The organism is Pseudomonas sp. S9, assembly GCF_000222125.1.
GTDB lineage: Bacteria > Pseudomonadota > Gammaproteobacteria > Pseudomonadales > Pseudomonadaceae > Aquipseudomonas > Aquipseudomonas segetis.
Window position 1 is genome coordinate 702,222 of the sequence record NZ_AFFX01000001.1, and the last position, 19,062, is coordinate 721,283.

Here is a 19,062-nt window from a genome sequence, read left to right on the forward strand (position 1 = left end):
CGCCGCTGGCGGCGACGGTTGAGGTTCTACTCAGTCGCGAAGCAGGCTCAGGGGAAACCGCTCGCCGGCGATGTAGTCGTCAATGCAGCGCAATACCAACTCGCTACGCCAGCGTTCGGGTTGCGCAGCCAGTTCGTCGCGAGTCAGCCATTGTGGGCCAATGATTCCGTCATCCAGGGCAAGCTCAGTGTGATGGGCGATGGGCTTGGCGGCAAAGCATACGCGTTGATAGGTCACGCCATTGCTCGGTGCCGTATAGAGGTAAATGCCGGTTACGGCCGTCAGTTCGACTTCCCAGCCAGTTTCCTCGAGTGTTTCGCGCAGCGCCGCCTGGCCAAGGGTTTCATTGGCTTCAAGGTGACCTGCAGGTTGATTGAATACCTGGCGGCCTTCGGCGTGCTCCTCGACCAGTAGGAAGCGACCGTTGTCTTCGACGACAGTCGCAACGGTGATATGCGGTTGCCAGCTCATGTTCTGATCCTTGTTTGTCGTAAAACACAACCCCCGGCACTTGGCCGGGGGTTGTGGAGTTGCTTGTAACCCGCAGCAGGCTTAGATCAAAGGGTTGATCGCCGCGTTGAGGGTTGCACTCGGACGCATGACCTTGGCAGTCAGCTCCGGGTTCGAGCGGTAATAACCAGCAATATCAACCGGCTTGCCTTGCACTTCATTGAGTTCGGCAACGATGGTTTCTTCTTGCTCGGTCAGGGTTTTGGCCAGTGGTGCAAAATGGGCGGCCAGCTCGGCGTCTTCAGTCTGTGCTGCAAGGGCCTGGGCCCAGTACAGCGCCAGGTAGAAGTGGCTGCCACGGTTGTCCAGTTCGCCAGTGCGGCGCGAAGGGGACTTGCCGTTGTCGAGCAGCTTGCCGGTGGCGATATCCAGCGTGGTGCCAAGAATCTTGGCTTTCTGGTTATTGCTCTTGATCCCGGTTTCTTCCAGGGAAACGGCCAGCGCGAGGAACTCACCCAGGGAATCCCAGCGCAGGTGGTTTTCTTCGACCAACTGTTGCACGTGCTTGGGTGCAGAACCGCCAGCACCGGTTTCGTACATGCCACCACCCGCCATCAGGGGAACGATGGAAAGCATTTTGGCCGAAGTACCCAGCTCCATGATTGGGAACAGGTCGGTCAGGTAGTCGCGCAGTACGTTGCCGGTGACCGAGATGGTGTCGAGGCCGCGGATCATGCGTTCCATGCTGACGCGGATCGCCTGGTTGTAATCAAGGATCATCAGCTCCAGACCGCTGGTGTCATGATCCTTGAGGTAGGCATTTACTTTCAGCTTGAGCTGCTCATCGTGCGCACGCTCTGGGTCCAGCCAGAAAATGGCCGGGGTGTTGGAGGCGCGTGCACGGGTAACCGCCAGCTTGACCCAGTCGCGAATAGGCGCGTCTTTGGTCTGGCAGGCGCGCCAGATATCGCCGGCTTCAACCTGGTGTTCGATCTTGACAGTGCCGTCGGCCAGCACTACGCGCATGATGCCGTCGGCTTCCATTTCGAAGGTCTTGTCGTGGGAACCGTACTCTTCAGCTTTTTGCGCCATCAGGCCAACGTTTGGTACCGAACCCATGGTGGTTGGGTCGAATGCGCCGTTGGTTTTGCAGAAATTGATCATTTCCTGATAGATGCGCGCATAGGTGCTTTCAGGCATGACGGCCTTGGTGTCTTTGAGCTTGCCGTCCTTGCCCCACATCTGGCCCGAGCTGCGGATCATCGCGGGCATCGAGGCGTCGACGATGACGTCGCTTGGGATATGCAGGTTGGTAATGCCTTTGACCGAGTCAACCATGGCCATTTCTGGACGGTCGCTGTAGCACTCGTGCAGGTCATGGAGAATTTCTTCCTGCAGCGAAGCTGGCAGTGACTTGATTTTCTCGTAGACGCTGTTGAGGCCGTTGTTCGGGTTGACACCCAGCTCGTCGAACAGCTTGGCGTGCTTCTCGAAGGCTTTTTTGTAGTAAACGCTAACGGCGTGGCCGAAGACGATCGGGTGGGAGATCTTCATCATGGTCGCCTTGACGTGCAGGGACCACATAACGCCGGTTTCTTTACAGTCTTGCAGGGTTTGCTCGAAGAAGTCGCGCAGCTTGCGAGCGCTCATGCGCATGCCGTCGAAGATTTCACCTTCCTGCAGGCTGACAACTTTCTTCAACTGCACCTTGCCGTCTTTGCCGACGAACTCAATGCGTACATCGCCAGCCTTGTCCTGGGTGAAGGATTGTTCGCTGGAGAAGAAGTCACCGTCGCGCATGTAGTCGGCGTGGGACTGCGAAGCCATGCTCCATTTACCCATCGAATGCGGGTGCTTGCGGGCATAGGCCTTTACCGCTGCTGGTGCACGGCGGTCGGAGTTGCCTTCACGCAGGACTGGGTTGACCGCGCTACCCAGGACCTTGCTGTAACGGGCCAGGGTGTCTTTGTCTTGTTCGGTTTGGGCGTCTTCCGGGTAGTTGGGGATATTGAAGCCCTGGGCTTGCAGCTCGGCAATGGCGCCTTTGAGCTGAGGTACCGAAGCGCTGATGTTAGGCAGCTTGATGATGTTTGCTTCTGGCTCTGTGGCCAGCACTGCCAGTTTGGCTAGGTCGTCTTCGATCTGTTGATCGGCGCCGAGCTGATCAGCAAAGGCAGCAAGGATACGGCCAGCAAGAGAGATATCACGGGTTTCGACATCAATGTCAGCGGAGGCGGCGAAAGCTTTGACGATAGGAAGTAGCGAATAGGTAGCGAGAGCTGGAGCTTCGTCGGTGAAGGTATAGATGATCTTCGAGCGGTTTGACATCAAGAAAACTCTCTTCTTTGCTAGGCGCGGACATGATCTCGAGGTGCGCCCTGTAGGCACTTCCACTCAACGGCTTGGCTTTAGTCGGAATTCGAGTAGTTACCACGCAAGGTTGGTTGTACCAGTAGAGTGTTATTCGCCAGCGCTAGGATGATAGTGACTGACGTTTCGAGAGGCGGAGGCCTTGTTACGAACCCGCCGCTCTCTATGACTGTAAGGTCACGGCTGAGCATTATAGCACCGTGCAACCCAAACTAAGAACTTCAAACTGTAGACCAAGGTCTAGAACCCGGGCGGTTGCCGAGCACTCTTGATGATGACGCCTGTAGTCCCGGTCCAGGCGCCGGTGCGAATGGTCGAAGGGCGGTCAAGGCGAACTGTTACCACGCCTGGGTACTTGAACCACCTCATGCCAGCAGAGAATGGCGTTTGGGGCAAGGGAATCGCCCATGCTTGGCAGGTTGAATAATCGGCACTGGAACTCCAGTTCGTCTGACTGGGTAGCTGGTCAGTTCAGTAAATATAAAGTGTCTGTTTTAGTTCTAAAGTTCTGTTGGGTAAGTCATGCATTGCAAGTGTTCATTGACAGAAAGTTGTAAGTCGGTGCGATATATCATGCGCGATGTATCGGAGTTTTCATAATAGGCATGGGATGCTTCCTACGTGCACTCTTGCAAAGGCTTGACTATCTTTTAGTTCATATAGGCTCCGTGCTTGGAGTGTAGCGTATTTATATGATGGTTTTATTTATGCAATAGGAGGTTGCTGTTTGTGATGATATCGGCCTGGCTGTTTGGTTCTGATTGTCGTCACTTTAAATGAAATGCTTGGTTTCAGGGATGGTTGAATTCTCAGCTCACTACAGGGAGTAACGAGTTGATGAGGCATTATCAGTACTTCAATCGTTTTGCGTGGGCTGTTTTAGTCGGTGCTTGTGGATCATTCATATCAACAGCTGTCGCAGCCGAACCTCTTTCTTATGACATGCCTGAACTGGGTGATGCGCAAACCATGACGTTGCGCGAAAGTGTCATTCAGGCTTTTTCCCATGATCCGACTATTGCCCGTATGGTTGCGCAGGTTGGCATTGGCCCGGCGTTGATCGATGAAGCCGAGAGTGCATGGAAGCCACAAATAGGATTGCAGTCCGGATTCGGTGGTGCCCATGGCCGCCTGCCCAATGAGGATGATAACTACACCGATAAAACCTACGGCGTTACGTTGACGCAGTTGGTTTATGACTTTGGTAAAACCCATAACAATATCCTGCAGCAAAGAAGTATCAAGCAGGGCTATATCCATGCGCTCCAGCAAAGCATGGGAGAGGTGGCAGGAAAAACGGCCAGAACCTATTTGTTGATCAAGCGTTTTGGCGCGTTGAAACGTGCTGCTGAACAAGGTGTTCAGTCGCTGCGGGCTGTCGACCGCATTGCCAGGGTCCGTTCCTCCAGCGGGCTCAGCTCCAGCTCGGATCACCTGCAGGCTCAGTCCAGAATTGCCAGCATGCAGTCCCAGGTCGAGCAGTTTTCAACCCAAAGAGAAACAGCTATTGCACAACTCGAAGTATTAACCGGGGTTCGAGCTGTAAGTTATGCCACTCCGCCAGTGGCGCTCAACGAGCAAATAATGCAGGTGGCAGCCATAGATTATTCAGGTATTGCTGCTGTTAAAAGAGCGATGGCTGAATACGAAGCGGCTGTCAAGGTTATTGCAAAAAACAAAGCAGGGTACTTGCCGACTCTCAAGCTCGAAGCGGGACGTACGCGCTACCAAAATAAAAACGATCCTTATTGGGATAATCAACTCTATTTGAATCTTGATGTTCCGCTTTATACCGGCGGTGCCGTGTCCGCGCGTATTGCCCAGGCAGAGGGTGCCAAAGCTGCGGCTGAACAGAACATCAATAAGGCAAAGTTTGATGCCATGAGCAATGCCTCGGTGGCGCATTCAAATTATACAGGGTCGCGTAGCAACTATGCAGTCAGTGCCCGCCAGTTTGAAATGGCCAAGCGCGCACGCGGTGTTTACTTGGATGAATACAAGCTTAGTCGGCGCAGCGTCAACGACCTTATTAGTGTCGAGCAGGATTTATATCAATCACACCTGGCCTTGCTCAACGCTGAGTTTGATAGCTGGGATGCCGCGGTTGACTACGCGTCGGCCGTTGATCGGCTTATCGATGTGCTAGGCATATACACGCCTGAAGCACCGGAGGGGCTTCCAGATATTTAATCCCGGTGTAATGGTTAACTGCAGAGGTGGAGAGTTGATATGAAAAGGTCTATTGAAGTAATTGATCGCGCTGCCAGCAATAAAGTCAACCTGCTAGCCAACGGCAGTCTAACCCTGACATTGAATGAACCCAGTGTTGTATTAGTGCAGGCCTCCATTTCCGATGTTCGTGGTTATGAGCGAGTCGGGAATGATCTGTTGATACACATGAAGGATGGCAGCGTCATTCGTTGTGATGACTATTTCAAAGTCGATGAAACCCAGCAGCACAGCGAGCTTGTATTTCAAGATCAAAACGCTGCGCTGATTCATGTCAGCTTTGCCGAGATGCCCGGGCTTGCCCCGGGGCAGTTGATGCCGCTAACCCCCCAGGTCGAAGTGCTTAACAGCATTGATCCCTTGCTCTATGGCAGCGACGACTTCGCTGGATATGGGCTGTTGGGCCTGATTGGTGCCGGTTTGGGTGGCGCCTTGGTGGGGGCGGGGCTGGATGATGACGGTGGCGGACATGACCGGATTCAATACGTCGATAACAGCTTGCCGGCTGAAGTTGCCCAGCCTTCATTTATCGCGACTGACAACCAGGGCCAGTTGCAGACCTTGTTGACCTCAGGGAGCAGGACCGATGACCTGAGTCCGACATTCAGCGGTAGCGGTGAGGCCGGTGCAAACATCCAGATCATAAACCAGCAGGCTGTGGTTGTTGCCAGTGCCGAGGTAGGTGCTGATGGTACCTGGACCGTCACGCTTGCCGATCAGGCCCTGGGTCAGCATAGCTATGAAGTAATCCAGCACAGTGGTGACAGCATTCTGAGTGCAGGCAGGATCAGCCTCGAAATTCTTGGTAATAACATCGAGCTGGCGATTGATCCCATAAGCGGCGACAACCAGCTTGGTGAAAGCGAGGCGGGTGCCCCCCTTAGCCTGAGCGGCAGTGCAACCGGCCTTGAATCAGGTACGCAAGTCATAGTTTCAATCGCAGGCGAGCGCTATACAACCCAGGTTGACGAGGCCGGCGGGTGGCGTATCGAATTGCCAGTCGAGGTGGTTGCTGGCCTGCATGATGGGTTTTACACCGCCCAGGCGAGCGCTACCGATCCTGCCGGGAACTCGTACGCGGCTTCACAAGGTTTTTTTGTGGACACTTCGGCCCCGGTTGTGAACATCAATGCCGTCGCGCTGGATGACGTACTGAATGCTTCGGAGGTGACGACCGCCCAGACCATCAGTGGCTCAGTGATGGGAGCTGAGGCAGGCCAGACTGTCAGGGTAGATGTTGGGGGCACCCTGCATGAGGTCTTGTTGGGCGCTGACCACAGATGGGCTGTGGATATTCCAAGCGCCATGTGGACTGCAATGGGGGATGGCGCAGTGACAATCACCGCCAGCATTACCGATGCTGCCGGAAATACGGGCGAGGCTAGCCGTGGTATCTCGATTGCTGCGGGGCTGCCTGGCTTACGCGTCTCGACCCTGTCTGGCGACGATGTTATCAACGCAATAGAACACGCCCAGGACCTGGCTGTCTTTGGTACAAGCAGCGGACTTGCACCCGGTCAGACAGTAACAGTCACTATCGCGGGTGAAAGCTACCTGACCGCAATCAATGCCGACGGCAGTTGGCAGATTGGTTTGCAGGCCAGTGACGTTTCAACCTATGCGCAAGGCCCGCTGGACATACATGTCAGCAGTGCCGATGCTTCAGGCGACCCTGTGGCGATCAATCATCAGCTCATGGTTGATCTGGCTGACACTGCGGTCAGTATCAATGCCGTGGCGCAGGACAGCATCATCAACAGTGACGAGCAAGGTTCTGGCTTGCTGCTTTCGGGTGCAACAGCCAATGTCGAAGCTGGCCAGGTCGTGGTCATCAATTTTGCGGGCCATCAATATCAAGCAACAGTAGCGGGTGACGGGGAATGGGCGGTTGCCGTGCCTGCTGCTGACCTTGCGGGGATCTCTGATGGCTATCGCAACCTGGAGGTTCAGGTCACCAATATCCAAGGCAGCGTTGCGCGCAGTGGGCAGATCGTTGAGGTTGACCTGACCTCGCCGATACTGGTTATCGACCCGACCACCAGTGGCAATGGATCAAGCTTGGCGCAGGACGATCTGCTCAATAGCTCGGAGGTCAATCAGGATCTTCTGGTCAGTGGCGTGACTTCTGCACAGGCAGGACAGCCCCTGACGATTAGTCTAAATGGTCAGGATTACCAGGCCGTGGTTGGCGAGGCTGGAGCATGGAGCTTGAGCATTCCCTCCGCGATTTTTTCGTCTGCTCCCGATGGCCCTTTATCGATCACGGCAACGACCACCGATAAAGCGGGAAATCGTGTGCAGCAGTCGCGCGAGTTGACCGTCGATACGGCGGCTCCGGTGATCAGCATCAATAGCCTTGCTGGCGACGACATCATCAATGCGAACGAGAAAGCCGATGCAGTTCAGGTCAGCGGGCATGCAAGTGGACTGAATGGCGGGGAAGTCCTGACAGTCAGCCTCAATGGCAAGGATTACACCACAGCTGTCGGGGCTGATGGTGACTGGGGGCTTTCCGTTGCTGCTGCCGATATTGCAGCTCTGGCCGATGGACAGTACAGCATCGTTGCCCAGGTTGCAGACGCAGCTGGCAATGGTGCTTCGACGCGTCACGACGTTGAACTCGTTACCCAGTTGCCAACCATCAGGATCGACACTGTTGCCGGTGACAACGTTATCAATAGCGTCGAAAAGAGTGCTCCTGTCGAAATCAGCGGTTCTTCCACCGGCCTGGACTCAGGTGCAATTGTCTCTGTAGTGCTTAACGGCAAGGATTATCAGGCGACTGTAGCGGCTGATGGCAGTTGGAGTACCGAGATCCAGCCTGGTGATTTTGACGCTGCGCGCGATGGCCAGCATAAGCTGTCGGCATCAGCCGTGGATGACATTGGCAATCAGGCAATCACCTACACCACTGTGGTGATAGGTACGCTCAACGCAGTTATCAGCATCGATACCATTGCCGGTGACGATCGTATAAACGCGGCTGAGGCTGGGGCCAGTGTCATGGTCAGCGGCAGCGTGCTCAATGTTGAGCCAGGGCAGGCCGTTAACTTGTCCATGGACGGCTCGGACTATACCGCAACGGTCAATGATGACCTGTCCTGGGCGGTAAGTCTGCCCAGTTCGGCATGGTCGGCCGCCGCCGAGGGCAGTCTGACTATCGACGCCAGTGTGTCCAGTGTCGAAGGCAACAATGCCTACGCCAGTCGCGATGTTGTCGTGGATTTCACGGCGCCGGTTGTGACCATCGATAGTGTTGCCGGTGATGATGTCATCAATGCAAGCGAGCACAACCAGGCGCTTGAAATCACAGGTGGAACCAGCGGCTTGGCGGGTGGTGAAGTCATCAGGGTCAGTCTCGATGGCCGGAGCTATGCCACCACTGTCAATGCTGACGGTAGTTGGGGGCTAACCATTCCCAGGGGCGATGTAGCGGTACTGCCGGTCGGCACAGTCAGCATTGATGCCAGCGTCGCAGACGCTGCGGGTAATCTCGGCAGCGCTAGCCATGGGGTCAATGTGGTCCTGGAGCCCCCCATTGTGACTATCGGTGTGGTCTCTGGCGATGATGTGATCAGTGCCGCCGAGAAGATGCAGTCGCTTGATATCAGCGGTACTTCCAGTGGTCTGGCTGCAGGTACAGGCATAGAAGTGAGCCTCAATGGGCGCAACTACAGTGCCAGCGTAGATGGTAATGGTGCATGGAGTGTTAGCCTGCCTGACACTGATGTCGCCTCGTTCGGCAAGGGTGACCTGGCCATTACCGCGCAGGGCAGCGATGCCATTGGTAACCTTGGTACCAGCATGCGAACCATCACCGTTGATGGGGCTGTGCCCACGATTACTATTGACCCGCTAACAGCCGACAACACAATCAATAGTGCCGAAGCAGCTGCAACCCAGATCTTGACCGGTAATGTCACGGGCGTTGCTGCTGGCCAGACCCTAAACATCGAGATTGATGGCCAGCACTACAGCACCAGTATTGACGGCAACCTGAACTGGTCGCTGGATCTACCGGGTAGCATCTGGAACAGCATTGCAAGCGGCACTGTGCCGATAACGGCAACTGTCGGTGGAGTCACTGAACTGAGCACTGTGACGCTGGATGTCAATGCGCCTGCGGTCAGCATTGATACGGTCGCCAGTGACAATGTCATTGATGGTACCGAACAGAAAGCCGGGCAGGTTATCAGTGGCACGACTGACGCCGAGCCGGGCCAGGTTGTAGAGGTCGCTTTCAACGGTCGTACTTATCACTCGGTGGTGGCCGATGATGGCGCCTGGCGTGTGAATGTTGATGCGCGTGATTTCCTGGATACGCCAGATGGTAACTACACAATCAGCGCAGCAGTGACTGATCAGGCCGGCAACAGCGGGGCTAGAGACGCTTCTGTATCTCTGCAGGGGGATGCGCCCAGTGTAACCATCGACAGCTTCACCGTTGACGACATTCTCAGCAAGCTTGAGCAAGGTTCCGTCCAGGTCATTTCGGGTACGTCATCGGTTGATGTCGGGCGCACCGTCACCCTGACACTAAACGGCAAGGATTACAGCGCCACGGTACAAGCTGACCATGGCTGGAGCCTGGTGATAGGCACGACTGACCTGGCTGCCTTGGTCGATTCCGGCGTATACACTATCCACGCGGCGGCAACAGACAGCGTGGGCAATACCGGTTTTAGCGATCGCTCTTTTAGTGTTGATCTCAGTGGCCCATCGATGACGCTGACGATCGACAGCATCAGCCAGGACACGGGTTCATCCAGCAATGACTTCATCACCCATGATACCGCCTTGGCGATCAACGGGACGCTGGGCGCTGCGTTGGGGGCAGGCGAGCTGATGCAGGTCAGCCTCGACGGCGGAGCCAGCTGGATAGACCACCATGTGTCCGGTACGGCATGGACCTATATAGACAACCGAGTGCTGGTTGATGGCAACCATGACTATGCAGTTCGCGTGATCGACTCCCTGGGAAACCTGGGCTCAACCGCCAGCCAGTTGGTAACGATTGATACCAGTGCGCCTGCATCAACCATAGCCATCACCAGCATCACTGATGACACTGGGTTATTCGCCGATTACATCACGCAGGACACCAGCCTGAGGGTCAATGGCAGCTTATCCAGCCCGCTGGCGGTCGACGAACGGGCGCAAATCACCCTGGACAGCGGGGTGAGCTGGACTGACTTGAGCGTTGCGGGTACGAGCTGGAATTATGTCGACAGCCGGGCCTTGGTTGATGGCTCATACCAATACACGGTGCGCATGATCGATGCGGCCGGCAACATCGGCTCAACCTATACGCAAACCGTGGTTGTCGACACCGCCGCGCCGCTGACCACAATTAGCATTGACAGCGTCACGGATGATACCGGGGGCTCTGCAACCGACTACATCACCCGCGACAACAGCCTGATGGTGAACGGTACACTCAGTGCGGCCCTGCATCTGGATGAAGTTGCACAGATTAGCCTTGACGCGGGCGTCACCTGGATCAATCTGGTGCCCAGTGGCTTGACCTGGAGCTATACCGACGGCCGCTCGCTATCCGATGGTTTTTACAGCTATCAAGTTCGAGTTGTTGATCTTGCCGGTAACTCGGGGCCGGTCGAGCAGCAGATCGTCAGGGTCGACCAGACGGCGCCCACCACATTGGTCGGTGTCGACAGCATCAGCGACGACACAGGACTGTCAGCAACGGATTTTGTCACCCGAGATACAAGCCTGACGTTGTCTGGCACCTTGGGCAAAGCGCTGGAAAGCGATGAATATGCACAAATCAGCATTGACGGGGGAGCTACTTGGACCACCCTGACTGATGTACATGGTATCCAGTGGAGCTACGCCGACTCGCGCTTACTAAACGATGGAAACCATAGCTACCAGCTCCGGGTTATTGATCAGGCTGGAAACATGGGCCCCATGACAAGCCAAGAGGTTGTAGTGGACACTACTGCACCGCTGGAGCAGGCAACAATTACCGGCTACTACGACGACCAGGGCGGGCGCCAGGGCATTCAGAGCACCGAGAACATTACTGACGACACCGCGCCGGTCCTGCGGGGTGGGCTTACGGCTGAGTTGCAAGGCGGTGAAGTACTCAGGATTTTCCAGAATGGTATTTATCTGGGCACCGCAGCTGTGAGCGGGACCACCTGGACCTATGCGCTCAGCGGCTTGCAAAATGCAAATTCATACGACTACCTGGCGGTGGTTACTGACGCGGCAGGCAATACGACCACATCGACCGGTTACACCTTGAATGTGGATACCAGCGCCCCGGGGACGGTCACCCTTGATTCACAAGTGACCTCGGACACAACGCCTGTGCTGCGCGGCACCTTGATGGAGGAGCTGAGTGCCGGGCAAGTGCTGTATGTGGAGGTTGATGGCATCACCTACTCGTCCAGTGCCAGCTATGGTGACGGCCGGGTTGTGATCGATCCGGAAAATCGCACTTGGTATCTGCAAATCCCTGGCAGTCACCCCCTTGGCCTGAACACCTATGACGTGATCGCTCAGGTGGTCAATGAGGGCAGTAATGGCAACCTGACAAGCCAAACCTTCAGCGGGGCGCAGGTTGTAGTGGCTGAGCCGGCTATCGATACGCAATGGGCTGGCGCTGCACCTCCAACCAGGACAACCAACCAGGAAGGGCTGGGCTACAGCATTGGCGAAAATGGTCTGTGGAACATCGTATCCAACACAGCTGTTTACCGCAGTAGCGACTTGAACGCCTACAGCACCGATGTTCTGGTCAAGGAAAGCTTGACTGGCAACACGGTCAACTACAGCTATTTCGACCTGGATCGAGATGGCGATATGGATATCTTTGCGACTCAAAGTAACTACACGCGGCCATTTCAATACTGGCAGAACGACAGTGGCAGCTATACCAGCAAAACAATCGCATACGGTGGTCTGGATACCTTCTATGGCGGCACTGTCGCATATGACCGCACGGGTAACGGCTATCTCGACCTGGTACTGGGTGACAGCAACCTGGATAGCTATTCGGCCGGCTGGTTCAACAACAATCAAGACGGCACCTTCACGCAAGACATCACGACTCGTGGCTTAGCCCCGTCCTATACCTTTGGTGCCAGCGTGTCCGGCGTAGATATCAATAATGATGGCACCATTGATATCACGGCCCAGATCAATGGGGGAGGCGCCAGTAACGGTTACGCGCTTGGTGTCATCACCAATAATGGCGATGGCAGCATGAGCATTGGCCAGGTGGTGAACAATGTGTTCAATGATGGCGGTGGTGTCGACAATGTCGGCACGAGCATGACCTGGGCCGACTTCAACGGCGATGGCAACCTCGATCTCTACCTTAACCAGCACTTTGCTAGCTCGAATAAGGCCGCGGTCATAATCAACAACAACGGGACCTTGGACAACTTCGTTGAAATCAGCGCAGGGCCGGATATCCGTTCACGCATTGCCCTGGCTGTCGACTGGGATCATAACGGCACCATCGACATTGCCAAGATGGGTGGCTACAACAACGGCGACAGCATCCAGATAATCCTCAACAATGGCAATGGCTTGAGTTGGACCGATGTCAACCTTGACTACAGCTACGGTTCGCGGCTGACCGGTGCGGCTGCACTGGATTATGACTGGGATGGTGCTGTCGACCTCATTGGCTTTACCAGCAATGGCAACGCGTTTGTGGTGGAGAACAGCAACACTGTTGCCGAAGGGACATCATTACACCTGCGGATACTCGATCAGAACGGCATCAACGCTTTTTATGGCAACACTGTGCAGCTGTTTGACAGCGGTGGTGCATTAGTCTCGAGCCAGATACTTAACCCACAATCCGGAGTCGGTGTGAATGACAGTTCGGCACTGCTGAACTTCTATGGCCTTAGCGCGAGCGAAACCTATTCTGTGAAGCTGGTCCGCATCGCCGATGGTGTGCGTGCCGATGTGGGCGAGAGCCTCAATGCTGGCTGGGGGAGCTTGACCACAGGCGATGCCGCGCATAACTACGTTTTATCGGCCGAGGCGGGTGATGCTAACAATGATGGCGCCTTTATTGGTACCGGATACAACGACACATTCATGGCAACAGCCGGCTCCGACGCCTATAACGGCGCAGGTGGCTGGAACTACAGCTCTGGGCACGGCACTTGGGTTGCGGCCAGTGGCGGGATGGATATTGTCGACTACGGCCTCGCAAACAGTGGTGTCACTGTCGACCTGAGCTCCAGCGCAGTGCAGGACACTGGGTTCAATCTGTCCCAACTTGTGGATATTGAAGGTGTTTCCGGTAGCGACTTTGACGACACCTTCACTGGCAGCACCGGGGACAACCTGTTCAACGGCCGTGGTGTTAACGACATCATCAATATCAGCAACGGCGGGCACGACACGCTGATATACAAGCTGCTCAATACCTTCGATCCAACCCTGGGCAACGGAAGCGATAGCGTCCATGGTTTTACCATCGGTACCTGGGAGGGCACCGACGACACGGATCGCATCGATATCAGCGAGTTGCTCAACAGCGCAGGTTACACCGGCACAGGCAGCGCCACTTATGTCGATGGAGTGGCAACGCTGGATGCTTCGACAGGAAACATCGAGGACTACCTCAATGTGCTGCAAAACGGTGCCAATACTGAGATTCAGTTCGATCACGACGGACTTGGCAGCGCGTCCCTGCCGACCACGGTGGTTTCATTAAGCGGCGTGCAAGTCGATTTGGCAACGCTGCTGGCCAATCATCAATTGCTGGTTTGATAGCGACCAGGTCAAAAGGGGCGCTATATGCCCCTTTTGACACGCACAGGCTTTCAATCGCAGGCGTTCGCAATCGCGAGCACAGGACCGTGGCTATTGCTGGACAGGATGTCTTTAATGAGTCGCTTAACATCAAGTCATGAATCATGGCTGTCAGCGATGCTGATGGTGGCCAAACATTATCGCCTGGATTTTTCAGAGGAAAATGTGCGGGTTGCACTAAGCTGGGAGCAAGGAACTTCCTTGGACCTGCTGCTTGAAGACATGGCGCGCCAGCTTGGGCTCGACCTGTATATCACCGAATTCTCCGAGCAGTTTCTGGACCCCTGGCGCTTGCCGTATATTGTGCTGCTACGCAATGGTGATGTCGCTGTGCTCAATGGCATGGACAATGCCGGGCAGGTTTCAGTGCAGTTCAGCAATGAAGCTGGCCTGGCGCTGAGCATGAGTGTCAGTGAGCTGTCCGAACAGGTTGAACGCCTGTTGATATTGCGGCCCCTGACGACTGTCACGGACATTCGGGTTGATGAATACATCAAGCCCTACAAGAAAAGCTGGTTCTGGGACATTGCACTGAGTGACTGGCGACGCTACGGCGAGATTATTGCTGCTTCGTTGGCCGTGAATGTCCTGGCACTCGCCAGTATCGTATTTTCCCTGCAGGTCTATGACCGGGTTATTCCGGCACAGTCATATCCAACCTTGTGGGTCTTGTTTGGTGGCCTGCTGTTGGCGGTTGTCTTCGAGTTCATCCTGCGCATGGTGCGCACCCACATTTCAGACTCAATTGGCAGACGGGCGGATCTTAGAATTTCCGATCGAGTGCTCGGCCATGCGCTTAGGGTCCGGAACTGCGCGAGGTCAAAGTCAACGGGCTCCTTTATTTCGCAGATACGTGAGTTGGAGCAGGTTCGGGAGTTGATTACCTCGACAACGATCGGCGCAGTCGCGGACCTGCCGTTTTTCCTCTTGTTTATATTTGTCCTCTGGATGATTGGTGGCCCGCTGGTGTTTGTGGTGCTGGCAGCGGTGCCAATGCTGGTGATTCCTGGCTTGCTGGTGCAGCGGCCCTTGGCAAGATTGTGCAATGACGGGATGCGCGAGTCCGCCATACGTAATGCCACCTTGGTCGAGACGGTGGAAGGCATCGAGGATATCAAGTTGCAGCGCGCGGAACAGCGCTTCCAGAATCAATGGAACCATAACAACGAGGTTGCGGCGAAAATCAGCATGGGCCAACGATTCTGGACCTCCTTGCTGATGACCTGGACCCAGCAAGTGTCGACCCTGGTCTACGGTGCCGTGTTGTTGATCGGCTGCTATAGGGTCATACAAGGCGATCTGACCACAGGCTCACTGGTTGCCATGACCTTGTTGTCGTCACGCAGCATTGCGCCGCTGTCGCAGGTCACGGGTGTGTTGTCACGCTGGCAGCAAGCCAAGGTGGCACGCAAGGGGCTGGACGAGCTGATGAGTCGGCCCATTGATCAACCTGAGCGGGGCAAGGCGGTACACAAGGCGTGCTTGCGCGGTACTTATCAGCTCAGCGAGGTGGAGTTCCGTTACGACCCCGATGGCAAAACCTCGGACATGTGTATTTCGGCACTGACAATCAGGGCAGGGGAGAAAATTGCCATTCTGGGCCGCAATGGCGCAGGTAAGTCCACGGTTTTGCAACTGCTGTCCGGTATGCGTTTCCCTACCCATGGCCAGCTGTTGCTGGATGATATTGCCATCACCTCGCTGGATACCGCCGATCTGCGCCGGGACATGGGTTTCTTGCATCAAAACTCAAGGTTGTTCTTCGGTTCGATTCGCGAAAACCTGACCATGGGTCGACCACTTGCCACGGATGATGAAATCTATCGGGCCTTGCTGATGAGCGGTGCACTGCGGTTCGTGCAGAAGCAGACCAAGGCGCTCGACTACATGATTCTTGAAGGTGGCTACGGTCTCTCGGGCGGGCAACGCCAGGCATTGATCCTGGCCCGCATGCTGCTCACCCAGCCCAATATCCTGCTGCTTGACGAGCCGACTGCGGCAATGGATGACGTGACCGAGCGCGAAGTCATTGCTCAACTCAAGGACTGGCTAGGGGCGCGTACCATGATTCTTGCAACGCACAGGCCCGCGCTTCTTGAGTTGGTCGAGCGGGTCATCATCCTGGATAACGGGAAAATCCTGATGGACGGTGAAAAGAACGAAATCCTGAAAAGGGTCGCGGGACATTGAGTATCTATCAAGCAGGTGCGCTGTGAATATCGAATCCCAATCAGCCAGGCCTTCGGTAACCATGCGCCATCGGGAGCAGCACTTGCCAGGGTCGAGCATCACGATTCTCGTCATCTTGCTGTTGCTGGGCAGCTTTCTGGCCTGGGCCTGGTACTTTGAGCTTGAAGAGGTCACTACAGGCATCGGCAAGATTGTTCCCTCCGCCCACGAGCAAACCATTCAATCGCTTGAGGGTGGCATACTCAAAAAGCTTTATGTAAAGACGGGCGACATCGTGGAGAAGGGCCAGACCCTGGCCCAGCTTGATATCATCAAGTCTGAGTCTGCCGTGCAGGAGAGTCGCTCCCGATATGCCGCTGCCCTGGCAACCGCCTCGCGATTGCGTGCTGAGGTCGATGGTACGCCGCTTGCATTTCCTGCGGAGCTTGATGCCCAGCCGCAGTTGATCAAGTCGGAAACCCAGCTCTACAGGTCGCGGCGTAATAGCCTGGAGACCACGCTGGCCGGGCTCAATCGCGAGCTTGAGCTGGTCAGGGAAGAATTACGCATGACCGCGCCCTATGTGTCCAGAGGAGCGGCCAGTGCTGTGGATGTACTGCGTTTGCGCCGGCAGATCAGCGAATTGCAAAACAAGGTGACCGATACCAGCAGTCAATACCTGGTTAAGGCGCGGGAGGAGCTGGCCAGGTCAAGTGCAGATGTCGAATCCCTGCGTTCGGTTATTCGTGGCCGTCAGGATTCCCTGAGTCGTTCGACTCTGGCGGCCCCTGTACGAGGCATCGTCAAGGATGTCGAGGTCACTACAACGGGAGGCGTCATTCCGCCCAATGGCAAGTTGCTGACCATTGTGCCCTTGGATGACAGTATTCTGGTCGAGGCCCGAATATCGCCACGAGACATCGCCTTTATTCATCCCAGGCAAAGAGCATTGGTCAAGATCACGGCCTATGACTATTCGATCTATGGCGCTTTGACCGGGGAAGTGGCGATCATCTCCCCGGATACTATCCGGGATGAAGTCCGGCGCGATGAGTTCTATTACCGGGTCTATATCCAGACGGATTCCGCTGAACTGGAAAACCAGGCGCATCAAAAATTCCCGATTTTCCCGGGGATGATTGCGACTGTCGATATCGCCACGGGGAAAAAGACAGTCCTGACCTACTTGATCAAACCCTTCAACAAGGCCAGGGAGGCATTACGCGAGCGCTAGGTTCATGCCAGGGCTGTGTTGCTTGAGGCCTTGCAGGTTTCAGTAACACTCCGCGGGCCGTCAAAAGGCACCAAAACCTGTAGGCTGGGTCCTAGTGTTAGTGGTTGCCCGGATTTACTGGGCTAAGCTCAAAGGCAACCAGAGGTTTCACTCAAGCAAAGGAGTTCAGCATGGGATATCAAAAGATCCAGGTACCGGCAGTCGGTGACAAAATTACCGTTAATGCAGATATGTCGCTCAACGTCCCGAATAATCCGGTTATTCCCTATATCGAAGGGGATGGCATCGGCGCCGATATCAGCCCGGTCATGATCAAGGTTGTCGATGCAGCTGTTGCCAAGGCTTACGACGGCAAGCGCAAGATTTCCTGGATGGAGGTCTTTGCGGGCGAGAAGGCCACCCAGGTCTACGATCAGGACACTTGGCTGCCCAAGGAAACCCTGGAAGCGGTGCGAGACTATGTCGTATCGATCAAGGGGCCGTTGACCACCCCCGTAGGCGGCGGTATTCGCTCGCTGAACGTTGCGCTGCGCCAGGAGCTTGATCTGTATGTCTGTCAGCGCCCGGTGCGCTGGTTTACCGGTGTACCCAGCCCGGTCAAGAAGCCAGGCGATGTCGATATGGTGATTTTTCGCGAGAACTCTGAAGATATCTACGCCGGGGTCGAGTGGAAGGCCGGCTCACCTGAAGCCGAAAAGGTCATCAAGTTCCTCACGGAGGAAATGGGTGTCAAAAAGATTCGCTTCACTGAAAACTGCGGTATCGGTGTCAAGCCTGTTTCACTTGAGGGTACCAAGCGCTTGGTTCGCAAGGCGCTGCAGTATGCGGTCGATAACGATCGCAGCTCGGTGACCTTGGTGCACAAGGGCAATATCATGAAATTTACCGAAGGTGCGTTCAAGGAATGGGGCTACGAAGTCGCGCGTGATGAGTTTGGCGCCCAATTGCTCGATGGCGGCCCATGGATGCAATTCAAGAACGCGAAAACCGGCAAGAACATCGTGGTCAAGGACGTGATTGCTGATGCGATGCTGCAGCAGATTTTATTGCGTCCTGCCGAATACGATGTGATCGCCACGCTCAACCTCAATGGTGACTACCTGTCGGATGCTCTGGCTGCCGAGGTGGGAGGTATTGGTATTGCGCCAGGTGCGAACCTTTCCGACACCATTGCCATGTTCGAGGCGACGCACGGTACTGCACCCAAGTATGCAGGCCAGGACAAGGTCAACCCGGGCTCCCTGATTCTTTCGGCCGAAATGATGTTGCGGCATATGGGCTGGGTCGAAGCGGCTGATTTGTTGATCAAGGGGACCGAGGGCGCGATCGAGGCCAAGACCGTGACCTATGATTTCGAGCGACTGATGGAGGGCTCGAAGCTGATGTCTTGCTCTGAGTTTGGAGACCAGATGATTTCGCACATGTAGCAGGCAAGAAAAAGCCGGTTATTAACCGGCTTTTTCATCCATGGCTAGGCTTCTGCTGTCGTATCTTGGGTTTGAGTGACGGTAGCTGGCGCCTCGGTGCTGGTTGTGACATTGCTGATATTGACAGCATGAAGTCCTTTGGGGCCCTGAATAATGTCGAAGCTCACAGGCTGTCCGGCTTTCAGCGTTTTGTAGCCGTCCATCTGGATCGCCGAATAATGGGCGAACAGGTCCTCATCGCCGCCATCAGCCACGATAAAACCATAACCTTTAGCGTTGTTGAACCACTTGACCTTACCGCTTAGCATGCTGATATCCCTCTGCAAAGGACCCCGTCTCTGGGGTATCATCCACTTTGATTGCGCGCCATCCCTTAGT

8 protein-coding genes are annotated in these 19,062 nt (G+C 55.3%); 5 read left to right on the forward strand and 3 right to left on the reverse strand.

Going from position 1 to position 19,062, the window contains the following annotated elements:
- Positions 1-30: 30 nt before the first annotated feature.
- Complete coding sequence (locus PSES9_RS0103230) at positions 31-471, reverse strand: NUDIX hydrolase (protein ID WP_010483931.1); 441 nt, start codon at positions 469-471, stop codon at positions 31-33.
- A gap of 81 nt (positions 472-552) precedes the next feature.
- On the reverse strand, positions 553-2,778 hold the full coding sequence (locus tag PSES9_RS0103235) for an NADP-dependent isocitrate dehydrogenase (RefSeq protein WP_010483933.1): 2,226 nt from the start codon (positions 2,776-2,778) through the stop codon (positions 553-555).
- Positions 2,779-3,657: 879 nt separating this feature from the next.
- Here PSES9_RS0103235 and PSES9_RS0103240 point away from each other — a divergent pair.
- From PSES9_RS0103240 to icd, 5 genes are all read left to right on the forward strand, one after another.
- The gene (locus tag PSES9_RS0103240; protein WP_083840234.1) at positions 3,658-5,010 is read left to right on the forward strand and encodes a TolC family outer membrane protein; all 1,353 of its coding nucleotides are present in this window, start codon (positions 3,658-3,660) and stop codon (positions 5,008-5,010) included.
- 39 nt (positions 5,011-5,049) lie between these two features.
- Complete coding sequence (locus PSES9_RS0103245; protein ID WP_010483937.1) at positions 5,050-13,812, forward strand: Ig-like domain-containing protein; 8,763 nt, start codon at positions 5,050-5,052, stop codon at positions 13,810-13,812.
- A gap of 117 nt (positions 13,813-13,929) precedes the next feature.
- On the forward strand, positions 13,930-16,044 hold the full coding sequence (locus tag PSES9_RS22930) for a type I secretion system permease/ATPase (protein WP_051120896.1): 2,115 nt from the start codon (positions 13,930-13,932) through the stop codon (positions 16,042-16,044).
- 61 nt (positions 16,045-16,105) lie between these two features.
- The gene (locus PSES9_RS0103255; protein ID WP_010483941.1) at positions 16,106-17,257 is read left to right on the forward strand and encodes an HlyD family efflux transporter periplasmic adaptor subunit; all 1,152 of its coding nucleotides are present in this window, start codon (positions 16,106-16,108) and stop codon (positions 17,255-17,257) included.
- A 170-nt stretch (positions 17,258-17,427) separates the two neighbouring features.
- A complete protein-coding gene (icd, locus tag PSES9_RS0103260; protein ID WP_010483944.1) occupies positions 17,428-18,684 on the forward strand; it encodes an NADP-dependent isocitrate dehydrogenase in 1,257 nt (418 codons plus the stop codon).
- A gap of 44 nt (positions 18,685-18,728) precedes the next feature.
- Here icd and cspD read toward each other — a convergent pair whose 3' ends face one another.
- Positions 18,729-18,992 (reverse strand): cold shock domain-containing protein CspD, encoded by a 264-nt coding sequence (gene cspD / locus PSES9_RS0103265; protein ID WP_010483946.1) that lies wholly within the window; start codon positions 18,990-18,992, stop codon positions 18,729-18,731.
- Positions 18,993-19,062: the final 70 nt, after the last annotated feature.

Excerpts from the sequence above, each read along its gene's own strand:
- PSES9_RS0103230 (WP_010483931.1), bottom strand. The coding sequence starts at position 471 with ATGAGCTGGCAACCGCATATCACCGTTGCGACTGTCGTCGAAGACAAC.
- PSES9_RS0103245 (WP_010483937.1), top strand. The coding sequence starts at position 5,050 with ATGAAAAGGTCTATTGAAGTAATTGATCGCGCTGCCAGCAATAAAGTC.
- PSES9_RS0103235 (WP_010483933.1), bottom strand. The coding sequence starts at position 2,778 with ATGTCAAACCGCTCGAAGATCATCTATACCTTCACCGACGAAGCTCCA.
- cspD (WP_010483946.1), bottom strand. The coding sequence starts at position 18,992 with ATGCTAAGCGGTAAGGTCAAGTGGTTCAACAACGCTAAAGGTTATGGT.
- PSES9_RS22930 (WP_051120896.1), top strand. The coding sequence starts at position 13,930 with ATGAGTCGCTTAACATCAAGTCATGAATCATGGCTGTCAGCGATGCTG.
- PSES9_RS0103255 (WP_010483941.1), top strand. The coding sequence starts at position 16,106 with ATGCGCCATCGGGAGCAGCACTTGCCAGGGTCGAGCATCACGATTCTC.
- icd (WP_010483944.1), top strand. The coding sequence starts at position 17,428 with ATGGGATATCAAAAGATCCAGGTACCGGCAGTCGGTGACAAAATTACC.
- PSES9_RS0103240 (WP_083840234.1), top strand. The coding sequence starts at position 3,658 with ATGAGGCATTATCAGTACTTCAATCGTTTTGCGTGGGCTGTTTTAGTC.